This is a genomic window from Rhodanobacter sp. DHG33 (assembly GCF_014843005.1).
GTDB lineage: Bacteria > Pseudomonadota > Gammaproteobacteria > Xanthomonadales > Rhodanobacteraceae > Rhodanobacter_A.
In genome coordinates this window covers 514,670-528,937 of record NZ_JACYXM010000006.1, presented here as the reverse complement: position 1 = coordinate 528,937, position 14,268 = coordinate 514,670, and the positions used below count along the sequence as shown (strand labels likewise).

Annotated in this window: 14 protein-coding genes; 8 read left to right on the top strand and 6 right to left on the bottom strand. The window is 68.0% G+C overall.

Features of this window, described 5'->3' with window-relative positions:
* Nucleotides 1-81: 81 nt before the first annotated feature.
* Complete coding sequence (locus IHE46_RS13915; RefSeq protein ID WP_192165232.1) at nucleotides 82-1,011, top strand: DMT family transporter; 930 nt, start codon at nucleotides 82-84, stop codon at nucleotides 1,009-1,011.
* Between the two features lie 42 nt (nucleotides 1,012-1,053).
* On the opposite strand, the gene IHE46_RS13910 is transcribed toward IHE46_RS13915, so the two are convergent.
* Nucleotides 1,054-1,953 carry a LysR family transcriptional regulator gene (locus IHE46_RS13910; protein ID WP_192165231.1) on the bottom strand — a complete coding sequence of 300 codons (900 nt, stop codon included), beginning with the start codon at nucleotides 1,951-1,953 and terminating at the stop codon, nucleotides 1,054-1,056.
* Between the two features lie 113 nt (nucleotides 1,954-2,066).
* Here IHE46_RS13910 and IHE46_RS13905 point away from each other — a divergent pair, with 113 nt between their 5' ends.
* The gene (locus IHE46_RS13905) at nucleotides 2,067-2,708 is read left to right on the top strand and encodes an NAD(P)-dependent oxidoreductase (RefSeq protein ID WP_192165230.1); all 642 of its coding nucleotides are present in this window, start codon (nucleotides 2,067-2,069) and stop codon (nucleotides 2,706-2,708) included.
* On the opposite strand, the gene IHE46_RS13900 is transcribed toward IHE46_RS13905, so the two are convergent.
* The 4 genes from IHE46_RS13900 to IHE46_RS13885 all read right to left on the bottom strand — a co-directional run bounded on the left by IHE46_RS13900 (nucleotide 2,702) and on the right by IHE46_RS13885 (nucleotide 6,485).
* On the bottom strand, nucleotides 2,702-3,310 hold the full coding sequence (locus IHE46_RS13900) for a cytochrome c (RefSeq protein WP_192165229.1): 609 nt from the start codon (nucleotides 3,308-3,310) through the stop codon (nucleotides 2,702-2,704). The two genes, IHE46_RS13905 and IHE46_RS13900, sit on opposite strands and share 7 nt — an antisense overlap.
* A 10-nt stretch (nucleotides 3,311-3,320) precedes the next feature.
* Nucleotides 3,321-4,388, bottom strand: coding sequence for a copper resistance protein B (locus tag IHE46_RS13895; RefSeq protein ID WP_192165228.1), 1,068 nt, complete (start codon nucleotides 4,386-4,388; stop codon nucleotides 3,321-3,323).
* Nucleotides 4,385-6,058 (bottom strand): copper resistance system multicopper oxidase, encoded by a 1,674-nt coding sequence (locus IHE46_RS13890; protein ID WP_192165227.1) that lies wholly within the window; start codon nucleotides 6,056-6,058, stop codon nucleotides 4,385-4,387. Before IHE46_RS13890 ends, IHE46_RS13895 begins: the two co-directional genes overlap by 4 nt.
* Before the next feature lie 88 nt (nucleotides 6,059-6,146).
* Nucleotides 6,147-6,485 (bottom strand): hypothetical protein, encoded by a 339-nt coding sequence (locus IHE46_RS13885; protein ID WP_192165226.1) that lies wholly within the window; start codon nucleotides 6,483-6,485, stop codon nucleotides 6,147-6,149.
* 99 nt (nucleotides 6,486-6,584) lie between these two features.
* Here IHE46_RS13885 and rlmJ point away from each other — a divergent pair, with 99 nt between their 5' ends.
* Complete coding sequence (gene rlmJ / locus IHE46_RS13880) at nucleotides 6,585-7,505, top strand: 23S rRNA (adenine(2030)-N(6))-methyltransferase RlmJ (protein WP_192165225.1); 921 nt, start codon at nucleotides 6,585-6,587, stop codon at nucleotides 7,503-7,505.
* A 48-nt stretch (nucleotides 7,506-7,553) separates the two neighbouring features.
* Entirely contained in the window at nucleotides 7,554-8,063 is a 510-nt protein-coding gene (locus IHE46_RS13875; protein ID WP_192165224.1) for a Slp family lipoprotein, read from the top strand.
* A gap of 14 nt (nucleotides 8,064-8,077) precedes the next feature.
* On the opposite strand, the gene IHE46_RS13870 is transcribed toward IHE46_RS13875, so the two are convergent.
* Nucleotides 8,078-8,638 carry a hypothetical protein gene (locus IHE46_RS13870; RefSeq protein WP_192165296.1) on the bottom strand — a complete coding sequence of 187 codons (561 nt, stop codon included), beginning with the start codon at nucleotides 8,636-8,638 and terminating at the stop codon, nucleotides 8,078-8,080.
* Nucleotides 8,639-8,848: 210 nt separating this feature from the next.
* Between IHE46_RS13870 and IHE46_RS13865 the strand changes: the two genes are divergently transcribed.
* The 4 genes from IHE46_RS13865 to mfd all read left to right on the top strand — a co-directional run bounded on the left by IHE46_RS13865 (nucleotide 8,849) and on the right by mfd (nucleotide 14,267).
* On the top strand, nucleotides 8,849-9,247 hold the full coding sequence (locus tag IHE46_RS13865; protein WP_192165223.1) for a helix-turn-helix domain-containing protein: 399 nt from the start codon (nucleotides 8,849-8,851) through the stop codon (nucleotides 9,245-9,247).
* Nucleotides 9,248-9,324: 77 nt separating this feature from the next.
* Nucleotides 9,325-9,873, top strand: coding sequence for a tRNA (N6-threonylcarbamoyladenosine(37)-N6)-methyltransferase TrmO (tsaA, locus tag IHE46_RS13860; protein ID WP_192165222.1), 549 nt, complete (start codon nucleotides 9,325-9,327; stop codon nucleotides 9,871-9,873).
* A gap of 100 nt (nucleotides 9,874-9,973) precedes the next feature.
* Nucleotides 9,974-10,576: a GNAT family N-acetyltransferase gene (locus IHE46_RS13855; RefSeq protein WP_192165221.1), complete on the top strand. Its 603-nt coding sequence runs from the start codon at nucleotides 9,974-9,976 to the stop codon at nucleotides 10,574-10,576.
* A gap of 226 nt (nucleotides 10,577-10,802) precedes the next feature.
* Entirely contained in the window at nucleotides 10,803-14,267 is a 3,465-nt protein-coding gene (gene mfd, locus IHE46_RS13850; RefSeq protein ID WP_192165220.1) for a transcription-repair coupling factor, read from the top strand.
* Nucleotide 14,268 lies beyond the last annotated feature (1 nt).

Here is a 14,268-nt window from a genome sequence, read left to right as displayed (position 1 = left end):
GCCATCCCTGGCTGCACTTTTCAATTTCCGGGTCGACGGGCGCAACGTAGAATGCGACGTTCCCCTATCGATGCGCACTCCATGCAAGCCGTCAGCAAGGCCCGCCTGCAGATCCACTTTTGCGTCCTGCTGTGGGGCTTCACCGCCATCCTCGGCAAGCTGATCAGCCTGCCGGCGCTGCCGCTGGTGTGGTGGCGCGTGCTGCTGGTGACGGTGGCGCTGCTGCTGATGCCGCGCGTGTGGCGCGGCCTGCGTGCGATGCCGGCACGCCTGCGCTGGGCCTATGCCGGCATCGGCGTGCTGGTGTCGCTGCACTGGCTCACCTTCTACGCTGCGATCAAGCTCGCCAACGCTTCGGTGGGCGCCACCTGCATGGCGCTGGGGCCGGTGTTCCTCGCCTTCGTGGAGCCATGGATCGCCAAGCGCAAGTTCGACCCGCGCGAAATGCTGATCGGCGTCGCCGTGGTGCCCGGCGTGGCGATGGTGGTGGGCGGCGTGCCCGCGAGCATGCGCGTGGGCATCGCGGTGGGCGTGGTGTGCGCCTTGCTGGTGGCCCTGTTCAGTGCATTCAACAAACGCATGGTGGAACACGGCGACCCGCTCACCATCACCTGCATCGAGCTGGGCGCCGGCACTGTCTTCCTCGGCCTGCTGGCACCCCTGCTGCCGCACAGCGGCGCTGCCTTCGTGCTGCCGAACATGCACGACACGCTGCTGCTTCTCGCGCTTTCCTTCGGCTGCACCCTGCTGCCGTTCGCGCTGGCACTGGTGGCGCTGCGCCACTTGAGCGCCTTCGGCGTGCAGATGGTGACCAACCTGGAACCCGTCTATGCGATCGTACTGGCGATGCTGTTGCTCGGCGAGCAGCGCCAGCTGGACGGCTGGTTCTATGCCGGCGTGGCGGTAATCCTGGCTGCCGTGTTCGCGCATCCGCTGCTCCACCGCAAACACGGCGAAGCGGAGCAGCCGGAACTGCTGGGGGTCGCCGAGAGCCACAACATCGTCGAATAGCGCTTACTCCGGCCAAGGGATCAACCGTCCCGCGGTGGACTTTCACACCGCATTGTCCGCAAGGCTCGCCCGCAGGTGGTCGATGAAAGCCCGCACCTTCGCGGGGGCATGCAGCCCGGCGTAAACCGCGTGGAAACTTCCTTCGGGCAAACGCTGGGCGCGCAACAGGTGTTCGAGGCGGCCCGCCGCCAGGTCGGCCTGCACCATGAAGTCGGGCAGCACCGCCACGCCGGCGCCGGCCAGCGCCATCGCGTGCACCGCGGCGGCGCTGTCGGCCGCGGCGCGACGGGTCAGGCGTACGCGAACCTGGCTGCCGTTGCGCGCGGTAAAGGTCCAGTTCGCCGGCGAGCTGAGCACCGATAGCTGGATCGCATCGTGCTGCGCCAGGTCCTGCGCCTTGCGTGGCCGGCCGCGCACATCGAGATAGACCGGCGCCGCCACCAGCAGTTGGCGGAAGCCTGCGAGGCGGATCGCACGCAGGCTGGAATCCCGCAGCGGACCACCGCGGATCGCCAGGTCGAAGCGGCCGCCGATCAGGTCGCTGATGCCATCGTCCAGCACCAGCTCGGTACTCACCTCGGGGCAAGCCCGCAGGAAGCTGGCCAGCGCGGGCGCCACCACCATCGCGCCGTAGTTCACCGGCGCGGTGAGGCGCAGCGTGCCGCGCGGGGTTTCGCGGTTCTCGCCGACGCGGGCGATCGCCGCATCCGCTTCGCCCAGGATGCGCACGCAGTCGGCATGGAAGGCGGCGCCGGCTTCGGTCAGCGTCATCCGCCGCGTACTGCGCACCAGCAGCGCCACGCCCAGTTCGCGCTCCAGCCGCGCAAGGTGCTGGCTCACCATCGCCTTGGTGAGGCCCAGCTGTTCCGCCGCCGCGGTGAACGAACCGGCGCGCACCAGCGCCACGAACACCGCCAGCCGGTTGAGATTGACCTCGCCCATATGCTCCCTCCACTGTCAATCAAAACTTTACAGTGAATTCCATGATGGGTGGTTTATCGAGCGAATGGGAGGGCGCATGCTGTGCCTCGTTCCCCTTCCACCGGAGACTTTCCATGCACATCGCACTGTTCGGCGCCACCGGCCACATCGGCCACGCCATCCTCGCCGAAGCGCTGGCGCGCGGCCACGACGTGACCGCCGTCGTGCGCGACCCGGCCCGTCTCGACACGCACCACGACAAGCTCCGCGTCGTCACCGGCGACGTGGCGGACCCGCAGACCTGGTTGACGGCCGTGCGCGGCAGCGACGCGGTGGTGGCCAGCCTGTCCGCCCGCCGCGACGGCAACCCCGACAGTCTGCCCGGCAACGCGCGCATCCTGCTCGACCAGTTGCCTGCGGCCGGCGTGCCGCGCCTCGTCTGGGTCGGCGGTGCTGGCAGCCTGGAGACCGCCCCTGGCGTGCGTGTACTCGACGATCCGAATTTCCCGGCGGCATGGAAGCCCGAAGCCGAAGCCCAGGGCCGCGCGCTGGAAGCCTTCCGCGCCAGCGCCTCGCCGCTGGCCTGGACCTATATCAGCCCTGCTGCGCTGATCGAGGACGGCGAGCGCACCGGCCACTACCGCATCGGTGGCGACCAGTTGCTGACCGACGCCAACCGCGTCAGCCGCATCACCGTGGCCGACTATGCCGTCGCCCTGCTCGACCGCGTCGAGAAAGGCGACGCCCCGCGCCGCCGCATTACCGCGGCCTACTGAGCGGGAGGCGTGCCGGCCATCCCGGGCATGTCGCCCATGCCCGGATGGCCGGCTGCAGGATGATCGTCGCCGGCGTCCATGTCGTCGTCCGGCGGCGCCTTGGCCACGATGGCCTTGTACTGGACCGGCGTCATGCCCGGCAGCTTGCGCAGGAAGGCCACCATGCTCCAGATGATGGCGTCGTCGTGGCTGCTGCCCCAGGCGGGCATCGCGCTCATCTTGATGCCGTGCTTGATGACCCAGAACGCGGCCCGGGGATCTACCTGCTGCTGCGAGAGGTCCGGCGGCTGCGGATACAGGCCGGGGCGGATTTCGGAATCGCGCATGCCCGGCGCGAGGTGGCAACCGGTGCACATGGCTGCGTACTGGCCTGCGCCCTTGAGGATCCGCTGCGGATCGTCGAGATCCGGCATGGCGAGATCACCGGCACGTGCATGGATGGAGCGGTCGCGCAGAGTTTCGAGCAAGGCATAGGTCGGCTTCCAGTGCGGCGCATCGGCGCCGATGTCGTACAGCCCCGACCAGGCATAGGCACCCGCGCCGGCGGCGAGCACCGCGAGCGTGACGGCGACAACTAGCGTGCGTTCGACACTCTTCTTCATGGCTTGATCCTCAGAACCAGATGCGCAGGCCAGCGACTAGCTGGCGGTCGAAAACGGGGCGGCCTTCATCGCGTGCGAAAGCCGCCGTGCCGCCGAAACGGCGCGTCCACACCACACCCACGTAAGGGGCGAACTGCCGGCGTATCTCGTAGCGCAAGCGCAGGCCGAAGTCGGCGTCGGACAAGCCGCTGCCAAGTCGCCGCTGCGGATCGTCCTTGCCGTAGAAGTTCGCCTCGAACTCCGGCTGCAGGATCAGGCGCTGGGTGATGAGCAGTTCGTAATCGGCTCGCAGACGCGCCGCCGTGCGGCCGCTCGAACCGGCATAGGCCGTGGCCTCCAGCTCGAACCAGTACGGCGCCAGCCCCTGCACGCCGAACGCCAGCCACTGGCGCGCGGAACCGTCGCCGAAGTCGTTGCGCACACCGAGCTGGGTATTCCAGAACGGCGCCACGGCATGGCTCCACAAGGCCTCGATATCGCTGTCGTCGAACCTGCCGTCTCCATGCTGGCCTTCGCTGCGCAACCACAGCTTGTCAGTGTCGGTGCCATACCAGCCTTCCATCTCCCACGACTGGCCGTTGCCATGCAGGCCGTCGAAGGCTTCGAGCTGGTCAAAGCGCAGCATGCCCAGCGGCTCGGCGTCGCGCATGTCCATGCCGGGCATCGCGTTGTAGCTGTTGTTGTCGGAGTAGTCGGCGCTGCGCGCATCCGGCGGCGGCGCACCGCCTTGCATGCGCATGCCGGGCATGGCGCCCATGTCGTGCGCCTGACCGTGGCTCATGGCAGGCATGGTGTCTCCGGCATGGCTGGCGTGATCCATGCCGGGCATCGAGGACATGTCCATGCCACCCATGTCCGTGGCGGTACTGCTCGCGGACGCAGGTTCGGCCTGCCTGGTCTGCATCGCTGGTTTCGCTGGCTGCGCAGATCCCTGTGGCGTGCCCGGCATCGCCATGCCGCCCATGTCCATGGCCATGCCCGTACTGCTAGCCGGTGCGGGGTCGGTCTGCTGCGCCCATGCCATCGTCGACAGCGCCAACGCCATGCAGGCCAGCGTGTTGCGGATGAATGCGCTCATGACACCAGCACCTCGCGCATCATCCCCGTCTCCATGTGGTAGAGCATGTGGCAGTGGTAGGCCCAGCGGCCCAGCGCATCCGCGGTGACGCCATAAGCGATGCGCTGCGCGGGCTGCACGTTGAGGGTGTGCTTGCGCACCTGGAATCCGCCATCGGGGCTTTCCAGCTCGCTCCACATGCCGTGCAGGTGCACGGGGTGGTTCATCATGGTGTCGTTGACCAGCACCAGCCGCAACCGCTCGCCGGCACGGAAATGCACGGGCTTCGCGTCGGAGAACTTCACGCCGTCGAACGACCACATGTAGCGCTGCATGTTGCCGGTGAGATGCAGCTCGATCTCGCGGCCGGGCTCGCGCGTGTCCAGCGAACCGCCGAGGGTGTGCAGGTCGGCATAGGTGAGTACGCGCCGGCCGTTGTCGCGGAGGCCGGCACCCGGATCGTCGAGGTTGCGTCGGGGCGTGTCCACGCGCATGTCCACACCGGGATTGCGGTATTCCGTGGCGGCATGGCGTGCGATGCCTGCGCCGTCCATCGCCCCCATCATGTCGCCCATCGAAAGCACCGGGCGCGCGTCCATGGCCGGCACGGGCGCACCCATGCCTAGCTGCGGCGTCAGCGTGCCGCGGGCATAGCCGCTGCGGTCGATGGATTGCGCGAACACGGTCCAGGCGCGGTCGGCGGCGGGCTCCACGATCACGTCGCAGGTCTCGGCCACGGCGATGCGGAATTCGTCCACGCTCACGGGCTCCACGTCCTGGCCGTCGGCGGCCACCACAGTCATCTTCAGGCCGGGAATGCGCACGTCGAAGATCGTCATCGCCGAACCGTTGATGAAGCGCAGCCGCACTTTCTCGCCGCGCCCGAACAGGCCTTCCCAATTGGCGGCCGGTGCGTGGCCGTTCATCAGGTAGGTATAGGTGGTGCCGCCCACGTCGGAGAGATCGTTGGGGCTCATGCGCATCCGCTGCCACATGCGCCGCTCCGCCAGCGCCTGGCGCAGCCCCTGCGCGCGCACGTCGCGCAGGAAATCCGGCGCGGTGGGTTCGGCATGGTTGTAGTAGTCGCCCTGCTTCTTGAGGTGGGCGTAGATCGCCAGCGGATCCTCGTCCGTCCAGTCGCCGAGCATCACCACATAGTCGCGGTCGGCTGGAAAATGCTCGCCACCTGCCGGCTCGATCACGATGGGGCCGTACAGGCCGGTCTGCTCCTGGAAGCCGGAATGGCCGTGGTACCAGTAAGTGCCGCTCTGCCTTACCGGAAAACGGTACGTAAACGTCTCGCCCGGCGCGATGCCGCCGAAGCTGATGCCCGGCACACCGTCCATGCCGGACGGCAGCAGGATGCCGTGCCAGTGGATGGAACTGGGCACGCGCAGGCGGTTGGTCACGCGCAGCGTCACCGTGTCGCCCTGGCGCCAGCGCAGCAGCGGCGCAGGCAGCTGGCCATTCACTACGGTGGCCACGCGCTTGCGCCCGGTGAAATCCACCGGCAACTCGCCGATGGACAGATCGAACTGCGTGCCGCGCAGCTCGCGGGACACGGGGCGCATCGCCTGCGCCATGGCCGTACAGGCGCGCATGCCCAGACCTGCGGCCACGCCGCCCAGCATCAGACCCTGCACGAAACGTCGCCGCGACCATTGCACGTCGCGCGAATCCAGCGTGTTCATTCCTCACTCCCGATGCGTGGCCGCACGCGCGACCACGGGCCTGCATGCGCAGGCGATCAGCCGAACGAGTCGGCGCGGACGGAGTGAATCAGGCCAGCGGCGGTCGCAAAGGTGGCGCGCGGGCTCGATCGGGGGCGGTCGCAGGCCGCGGCCGCCAGGCTGCCGCGGCGAAATGCGCAGAGCCGACCGGCAGGGCAAAAACAGGCAGCGTCGCCGTCATGTGGGCGCAGGCACAATCCGCATGCATGCCGTTCGCATGTACCGGCGCAGGGGCGCCGTGGTGGTGCGTCATCGTCGCCATGCCCTGCATGTCCGCGCAGCAGTCGGCTTTCGCGAACACTGCGGTAGCCAGGCCCAACCATGCGCACAGCGCCAGCGCAAACAGCACGCGGCAACGGCGCAGATAGCGGGGGATCGAACGGCTCATGCGGTCAGCATAGCCACGCATACCGCACCCGCTCAACTCTGGAGCAGGCTCCGTGCGGCCTGCGGCCTATACTGGCGCACCCTGTCCACGAACGATGCCATGAACTATCGCCACGCCTACCACGCGGGCAATTTCGCCGACGTACTCAAGCACGCCGTGCTGCTGGCATTGATCGAGGCGCTCAAGCACAAGCCCGCGCCGTTCTGCGTGGTCGATACCCACGCCGGCAGCGGCTGCTATGCGCTGGACGGCAGCGAAGCCGGCAAGACCGGCGAATACAAGGACGGTATCGCCCGCCTGCTGTTTCCCGACCTGGTTGGCACCAGCCACGAACCGCTGCCGCCACTGTTGCGCCGTTGGCTGGACGCCATCCTCGCGCTGCCCGGCAACGAACAGGGGCTCAAGGTCTACCCCGGCTCGCCCCTGCAGGCGGCACAAGCCATGCGCGACACCGATAGTGCGCAGCTGTGCGAACTGCATCCCGAGGAAGCCGTGCGGTTGCGCGAGCTGTTCCACCACGATGCGCGCGTCCACGTGCACGCGCGCAATGGTTATGAAGCGCTGAAGGCATTGCTGCCGCCCAGGGAAAAGCGTGGCCTGGTACTGATCGACCCGCCCTACGAAGCGCAGGAAGCCGAGTACCGGCTGATCGAACAGGCTTTGAAGGAAGCGCTGCAGCGCTGGCCCGGCGGCATCTACGCCATCTGGTACCCGATCAAGCGGCGCAGCCAAGTGCAGCCCTTCCTGCGCTGGCTCACACACTGCGGCGCAAAACGCGTGCTGCGCGCGGAACTGCTGGTGCATGGCGACGATTCGCCGTTGCGCCTCAACGGTTCCGGCATGGCCATCGTCAATGCGCCCTGGCAGCTCGACGAAACCCTGCGCGAGCCGCTGCGCGCGATGGCGCGCCTGCTCACGCAGGAGCGTCCCGCCGAATGGAAGCTGGACTGGCTGGTGACTGAATCCAATGGCGCACCGGCCAAACCAGCTCGCCTACCCCCGACGCCGCGCCGCCGCTAAGCTCACGACGTCGTCCTTGCCATCAGGTCATCGATCCGGGAGCCCGCCATGCGCCATGCCGCCGTTTTCGCCCGCCTCGCCTTGCCCGCCCTGTTTCTCGGCCTCGCCGCGTGCGCACCTGCGCCGATCTACAAGGTCGCATCCGATACCGTCGCCGCCACACCGATGCAGGTGGCACAGGCTCCGGAGCAATACGCGCATGGCCAGGTGATCTGGGGCGGTCGCGTGGTGGGCGTAAGCAACCTGGCTGACCACAGCGAGATCGAGATTCTCGCCTACCCGCTGGATGCTTCGCAGCGCCCGAAATTCGGTGCAGGCGGCAGTGGCCGCTTCATCGCCGTGCTGCCCGGCTACGCCGAACCGATGAACTTCCCCGCTGGCGCCCCCATCACGGTCGCCGGCCAACTGGCCGGCAGCCGTGCCGGCAAGGTGGGCGAGGCCGACTATGTGTTCCCGCTGGTGAGCGCAGCGCAGTCGCACGTGTGGACTCCGGACGAAATGCGCGCCGGGCATCCCAACATCGGCTTCGGTGTAGGCGTGGGCGTCGGCATCCGCTGAGCCGCGGCGGCCTGCTACGCCGTACCGCTGCGGGCGATGAGCCGGCTCTGCATCAAGGCCGCGGTGTGCAGCATCAGGAACAGCGGGACCAGGAACGCCGGGATCACCAGCAACGGCAGTGTCGCCATCGGTGCGGTCGTGATCTCGCCCGCAGCCCCCGTGGACAGGCTGGCACTCAAGGTGCCAAGCGTGATGGCCAGGGCAAGGTCGAACATGCCGAGCACGTTCCAGCGGACGAAGGCCCGGCTGGCGGCAAACTCAGGGCGACGCACGAGGGCGAGGATCATCCATGGGGCGGCGAAACCGACCGCCATGTCGCCAAGGCCCGCCGGCAACGCGAACATCGCCGGCAACACGCCGTGCGCGTACAGCGACAGGAAGCCCAGGCCGGCCCATCGCCAGGCCTGCATGCCTGCGATCAGGCGCAGATCGAGCGTGAGTACGAACACGCGGAACGATGGCGAGAACCGCAGCCACGCAAAGAACAGCAGCAAAGGCGCAGCGACCCCGATGGCGATGGCGATCGGCGGTTGCCCGGGGTGCCCGACGAACGCACCGGATGCGCCGAGCACCATGACTAGCGAGAACCACGCGGCCAGGACCAGGACGACTCCTTGGCGAATGCCGCCGGCGCCTGCGGACCGTGAATCTGCCGGATGCGGAAGAACTGTGGCTGACATGGGTGCTCTCCTCAAGTAACTTGCATTTTGCAAGTTTATGGCAACGCTACCCAAGATGCTTGCATAATGCAAGTGACAAGCCGCATGCCCTGGAGAACCGCCCGAATGAGCAGCGCCAAACCTTTCGCACGCTCCGCCTGTGCGGTCGCGAACTCGCTGGACATCGTGGGCGACAAATGGACCTTGCTGGTGGTGCGCGACCTGCTGCACGGCAAGAACACCTATGGCGAACTCGCGGACTCGCCGGAACACATCCCGACCAACATCCTCGCGGAACGCCTGAAACGGCTGGAGGCCGCCGGTATCGTCGTCGGCACGCCCTACCAGGAACGCCCGGTGCGCTATGCCTACACGCTCACTCCGAAGGGCAAAGCCCTCGGCGACGTGCTGCTCGCGTTCGTACGCTGGGGCAAGCAGCACATACCCGGAACGATGGTGATGGGCCAGGGAACCGCAGCCAAAACCGCTGCAACGCCGCGCACGCGCAAGACACGCGCGAAATAAAGCCATCCAGGGAAAACCGCGACGGCGGACGCGCCCACTACAATGACGCCCCCATACCATGGCTCGCCCGCCCGACCATGCCGACGCCGCAAGCCGCGCCCTTCACCGCCTACCCTATCGCCCATGTGCGCTCGCCCTATGCGCGGCGCATCGACGCACCGCACCAGTCCACCGTGGTGGCGGGCACCGAGACCGGCGCCGAGGCAGAGGCGCGCATCGAGTTCGTGGACGAATTGCCAGCCGAGACGTTTCGCGATCTCGCCGGGTTCGAGCGGATCTGGCTGATCTTCGCGTTCCATCGCAGCGAGGGCTGGAAGGCGCAGGTGCGGCCGCCGCGCGGCGGCGGCAAGCGCGGCGTGCTGGCCACGCGTTCGCCGCATCGGCCCAATGCCATCGGCTTGTCCGCCGTCGAGCTGGTCGCCGTCGAGGAACGGGCGTTGCGCGTGCGCGGCGTGGATCTGCTGGACGGCACGCCTATCCTCGACATCAAGCCCTACGTGCCTTACGCCGATGCGTTCCCCGATTCGCGTGCGGGCTGGATCGATGCGCTCGATGCCGCGCAGGGCCGCCATTCCGCGCCCGGCCCGAAGCGGCCGCGGCGGCCTGCGGGCAAGCCACAAGGCTGAATCGCAGGTCATGTGCAGCTGCGTCAAATAGGCATAAAACCTTGCATCCGGGAAGCAATCGGATCATGCTGCATTGCACACAATACGCAAGAGTATTGAAATGAACGCCGCCAGCTTGCGCTCCATGGCCTCGCACCCCTCGCTGTCCTCGCGCGACCACGTACGCCACGCCCCCACGCTCAGCGTGCACACCGCGCGGGGCGAGCGCGTGCACAGCCGCGATGGCCGCGAGCTGTGGCTGCGCGAGATCGTGCCGGGCGACATGGCGGCGCTGCAGCGCTGCTTCACGCGCCTGTCGCCGGAGGACATCCGCCGCCGCTTCCTGCACGCAATGTCCGAGCTGCCGATGTCGATGGCGCAACGCCTGTGCCATACCGATGCCGCAGTCGAGACGGCGCTGGTGCTGGTGGACGAATCGGTGCGCCCGGCCGAGATCCGCGGCGTGGGCCGCATCTACGTGGACGAAGCGGCCGACAGCGCCGAGTTCTCGGTGATCGTCGAACGCGACTGGAGCCGCATCGGCCTCGGCGCACTGCTGATGCAACGTCTGGTGGACGATTGCCGCCGCCGCGGCCTGGCCGAGATCTGGGGCTACGTCCTGCTGGAGAACCGGCCAATGCTCGAGCTTTGCCGCGAGCTGGGCTTTATCCGCCGCCTGATGCCGGACGAGCCGGGCACGGCACAGATTACGCTGAGGCTGTAACGCACGCGGCCCCCTCTCCCCTCCGAAGGAGAAAGCTGGGGTAAGGGCCACGCTAGCCTCACCGCAAAGCCGAAGCGAGCTCTAGGCGATATTCCCGCGAGCACCCGCCCCTCACCTCGATCCTCTCCCCGGCGGGGAGAGGAAGAAGGGGCGCCCCGCGCACGCGCTACACTTGAACGCTTTCACGGCGCGGCTCCACGTCCGCGTCCCCAGCGCCCGCGTGCCCATGTCCGCTCCGATTCCGCATCCCCCGCTTCCCACCACCCCGAAACAGCGCCGCTACTGGACGCCGCCGCACGGCTCGTCGCGGGCCTTGCTGCTGGCCGAGGCGGCACGCTCGCACGAAGGCCTGCTGGTGGCGGTGACCCGCGATACCCAGCGCGCCTCGGCACTGGAAGACGAGTTGCGCATCTTCGCCGGCGACCTGCCGGTGTTGCATTTCCCCGACTGGGAAACCCTGCCCTACGACGTCTTCAGCCCGCATCCGGAGATCGTCTCGCAGCGCATCGCCACGCTGTACCGCCTGCCCGGCGTGAAGCGCGGCGTGCTGGTGGTGCCGGTGGCCACGCTGATGCAGCGCATCGCGCCGCGCTCGCACATCGCAGGCTCGGGACTGGTGGTGGCGAAGGGGCAGAAGTTCGACCTCGCCACCGAGCAGCGCAGGCTGGAAGCCAGCGGCTACCGCAACGTGCCGCAGGTAGCCGAACCGGGCGACTTCGCCGTGCGCGGCGCGCTGATCGACATCTACCCGATGGGCGCGGGCGAGCCATATCGCGTCGAGCTGTTCGACGACGAGGTGGAATCGATCCGCAGCTTCGACCCGGAAACCCAGCGCTCTGCGCAGCCGGTGGAGAAAGTGGAGCTGCTGCCCGCGCGCGAGTTCCCGGTCACCGAGCAGGCGGCCAAGGATTTCCGCAGTGCCCTGCGCGAGCGTTTTCCCATCGACGTGCGCCGCTGCCCGCTGTACCAGGACATGAAGGAAGGCGTGACGCCGGGCGGCATCGAGTACTACCTGCCGCTGTTCTTCCCGCAGACCTCCACGCTCTTCGACTACCTCGCCGACGACGCGCTACTCGTCCTCGGCGAAGGCGCGGGCGAAGCCAGCGAAGCGTTCTGGACGCAGACCGGTGAACGCTACGACCAGCGCGCCCACGACATCGAACGCCCGGTACTGCCGCCGGCCGAGCTATACCTGTCGCCCGAGCAGTTGCGCGAACAGCTCAACAAGCGCCTGCGCGTGGAGATGGTGGAGAGCGGCCACGCCCACGCGGTCGACGTCGGCACGCAGCCCGCGCCGGAGTTGCCGCTGAACCGCAAGGGCGAGGAACCGGGCACTTCGCTCAGGCACTTCCTCGAAAGCTATCGCGGCCGCGTACTGGTTGCGGCGGACTCGGCGGGGCGGCGCGAGGCCTTGCTGGAAACGATGGCAAGCGCGGGCTTGAAGCCTGCGCAGGTCGAAAACTGGCAGCGCTTCCTTTCACCGCAGCAGGCAACTGCAGAAGAAAAGTTCGCCATCACCATCGCCCAGTTGGAGCAGGGCTTCGCGCTCAAGCAGCCGGCCCTCACCGTGCTCACCGAGCGCGAGCTGTTCGGCGAGCGCGTGCGCAGCGAGCGGCGCCGGCGGCGCGGCGCGGCGCGCGACCCCGACACCATCATCCGCGACCTCACCGAGCTTTCCATTGGCTCGCCCATCGTGCACGTGGACCACGGCGTGGGCCGCTACCAGGGCCTGCTGTCGATGGAGCTGGGCGGCATGGAGGGCGAGTTCCTGGTCATCGAGTACGCCAAGGGCGACAAGCTCTACGTGCCGGTGGCCCAGCTCGGCCTGGTCAGCCGCTACAGCGGCACCGCGCCGGAACTGGCGCCCATGCACTCGCTAGGCGGCGACGCGTGGGAGCGCGCACGCAAGAAAGCCGCCGAGAAAGTACGCGACGTGGCGGCGGAGTTGCTGGCCATCTACGCGCAGCGCGAGGCGCGCGGCGGCGTGTCGCTGCCCATCGACCGCCTGCTGGTCGAGGAATTCGGCGCCAGCTTCCCGTTCGAGGAGACGCCGGACCAGGAGCAGGCCATCGCCGCCGTGCTCGGCGACCTCGCGGCGCCACGTGCCATGGATCGCGTGATCTGCGGCGACGTGGGCTTCGGCAAGACCGAGGTGGCGCTGCGCGCCGCCTTCGCCGCCGCCACCGCCGGCAAACAGGTGGCGGTGCTGGTGCCCACCACCCTGCTCGCCCAGCAGCACTACCGCAACTTTGCCGACCGGTTCGCCGACTGGCCGGTAAAGGTGGACGTGCTGTCGCGCTTCAAGTCCGCCAAGGAAGTGAACGAGGCGCTGAAGCGGCTGGCCGATGGCCAGATCGACGTGATCGTGGGCACGCACAAGCTGCTGCAGCCCGACATCAAGTTCAAGAACCTCGGCCTGGTCATCGTGGACGAGGAGCAACGCTTCGGCGTGCGCCAGAAGGAGCAGCTGAAGAAGCTTCGCGCGGAAGTCGACCTGCTCACCATGACCGCCACGCCGATCCCGCGCACGCTGAACATGGCGATGAGCGGGCTGCGCGATCTCTCGCTGATCACCACGCCGCCCGCGCACCGCATGGCCGTGCGTACCTTCATCTCGGTGTGGGATCCGGCCACCATCCGCGAGGCGTTCCAGCGCGAGCTGCAGCGCGGCGGCCAGGTGTATTTCCTGCACAACGAAGTGGAGAGCATCGAGCGCACTGCGCGCGAGCTGGAGGAACTGATCCCCGACGCGCGCATCGGCGTGGCCCACGGCCAGATGGCCGAGCGCGAGCTCGAAAGAGTGATGGCTGATTTCCACCGCCAGCGCTTCAACGTGCTGGTGTGCACCACCATCATCGAGACCGGCATCGACATACCCACCGCCAACACCATCATCATCGACCGCGCAGACCGCTTCGGCCTCGCACAGTTGCACCAGTTGCGCGGCCGCGTGGGCCGTTCGCACCACCGCGCCTACGCCTATCTGATCGTGCCCGACCGCAAGGCGATCACCGCCGATGCGGAGAAGCGGCTGGAAGCGCTGGCTTCGCTGGAGGAACTCGGCGCCGGCTTCACGCTCGCCACGCACGACCTGGAAATCCGCGGCGCCGGCGAGCTGCTGGGCGACGAGCAGTCCGGCCAGATCCAGGAAATCGGCTTCGGCCTCTACACCGAGCTGCTCGACCGCGCCGTGCGTGCGCTGAAGAGCGGCAAGGTGCCCGACTTCGACCTGTCCAGCGAACACGAGACCGAGGTCGAGCTGCATCTGCCCGCGCTGATCCCCGACGACTACCTGCCCGACGTGCACACGCGCCTGACGCTGTACAAGCGCATCGCCAGCGCGCGCAACGAGGACTCGCTGCGCGACCTGCAGGTGGAGATGATCGACCGCTTCGGCCTGTTGCCCGAACCGACCAAGACGCTGTTCGCGCTGTCCGGCCTCAAGCTGATGGCCACGCCGCTGGGCATCCGCAAGCTCGACTTCGGCCCGAACGGCGGCCGCATCGTGTTCCGCGACAAACCCGAGGTCGATCCAATGGCGATCATCAAGCTGATCCAGAGCCTGCCGCGCGTGTACAAGCTGGACGGCCAGGACAAGCTGCGCGTCACTCTCGACCTGCCCGGCGCCAGCGAACGCATACGCAGCGCGCAGGAAGTGTTGGTGCTGCTGGGCGCGCGGCGCCCGGGGTGAG

Coding starts and splice junctions, on each gene's coding strand:
- IHE46_RS13915 (WP_192165232.1), top strand. CDS start 82: ATGCAAGCCGTCAGCAAGGCCCGCCTGCAGATCCACTTTTGCGTCCTG.
- IHE46_RS13910 (WP_192165231.1), bottom strand. CDS start 1,953: ATGGGCGAGGTCAATCTCAACCGGCTGGCGGTGTTCGTGGCGCTGGTG.
- IHE46_RS13905 (WP_192165230.1), top strand. CDS start 2,067: ATGCACATCGCACTGTTCGGCGCCACCGGCCACATCGGCCACGCCATC.
- IHE46_RS13900 (WP_192165229.1), bottom strand. CDS start 3,310: ATGAAGAAGAGTGTCGAACGCACGCTAGTTGTCGCCGTCACGCTCGCG.
- IHE46_RS13895 (WP_192165228.1), bottom strand. CDS start 4,388: ATGAGCGCATTCATCCGCAACACGCTGGCCTGCATGGCGTTGGCGCTG.
- IHE46_RS13890 (WP_192165227.1), bottom strand. CDS start 6,058: ATGAACACGCTGGATTCGCGCGACGTGCAATGGTCGCGGCGACGTTTC.
- IHE46_RS13885 (WP_192165226.1), bottom strand. CDS start 6,485: ATGAGCCGTTCGATCCCCCGCTATCTGCGCCGTTGCCGCGTGCTGTTT.
- rlmJ (WP_192165225.1), top strand. CDS start 6,585: ATGAACTATCGCCACGCCTACCACGCGGGCAATTTCGCCGACGTACTC.
- IHE46_RS13875 (WP_192165224.1), top strand. CDS start 7,554: ATGCGCCATGCCGCCGTTTTCGCCCGCCTCGCCTTGCCCGCCCTGTTT.
- IHE46_RS13870 (WP_192165296.1), bottom strand. CDS start 8,638: ATGGTGCTCGGCGCATCCGGTGCGTTCGTCGGGCACCCCGGGCAACCG.
- IHE46_RS13865 (WP_192165223.1), top strand. CDS start 8,849: ATGAGCAGCGCCAAACCTTTCGCACGCTCCGCCTGTGCGGTCGCGAAC.
- tsaA (WP_192165222.1), top strand. CDS start 9,325: ATGCCGACGCCGCAAGCCGCGCCCTTCACCGCCTACCCTATCGCCCAT.
- IHE46_RS13855 (WP_192165221.1), top strand. CDS start 9,974: ATGAACGCCGCCAGCTTGCGCTCCATGGCCTCGCACCCCTCGCTGTCC.
- mfd (WP_192165220.1), top strand. CDS start 10,803: ATGTCCGCTCCGATTCCGCATCCCCCGCTTCCCACCACCCCGAAACAG.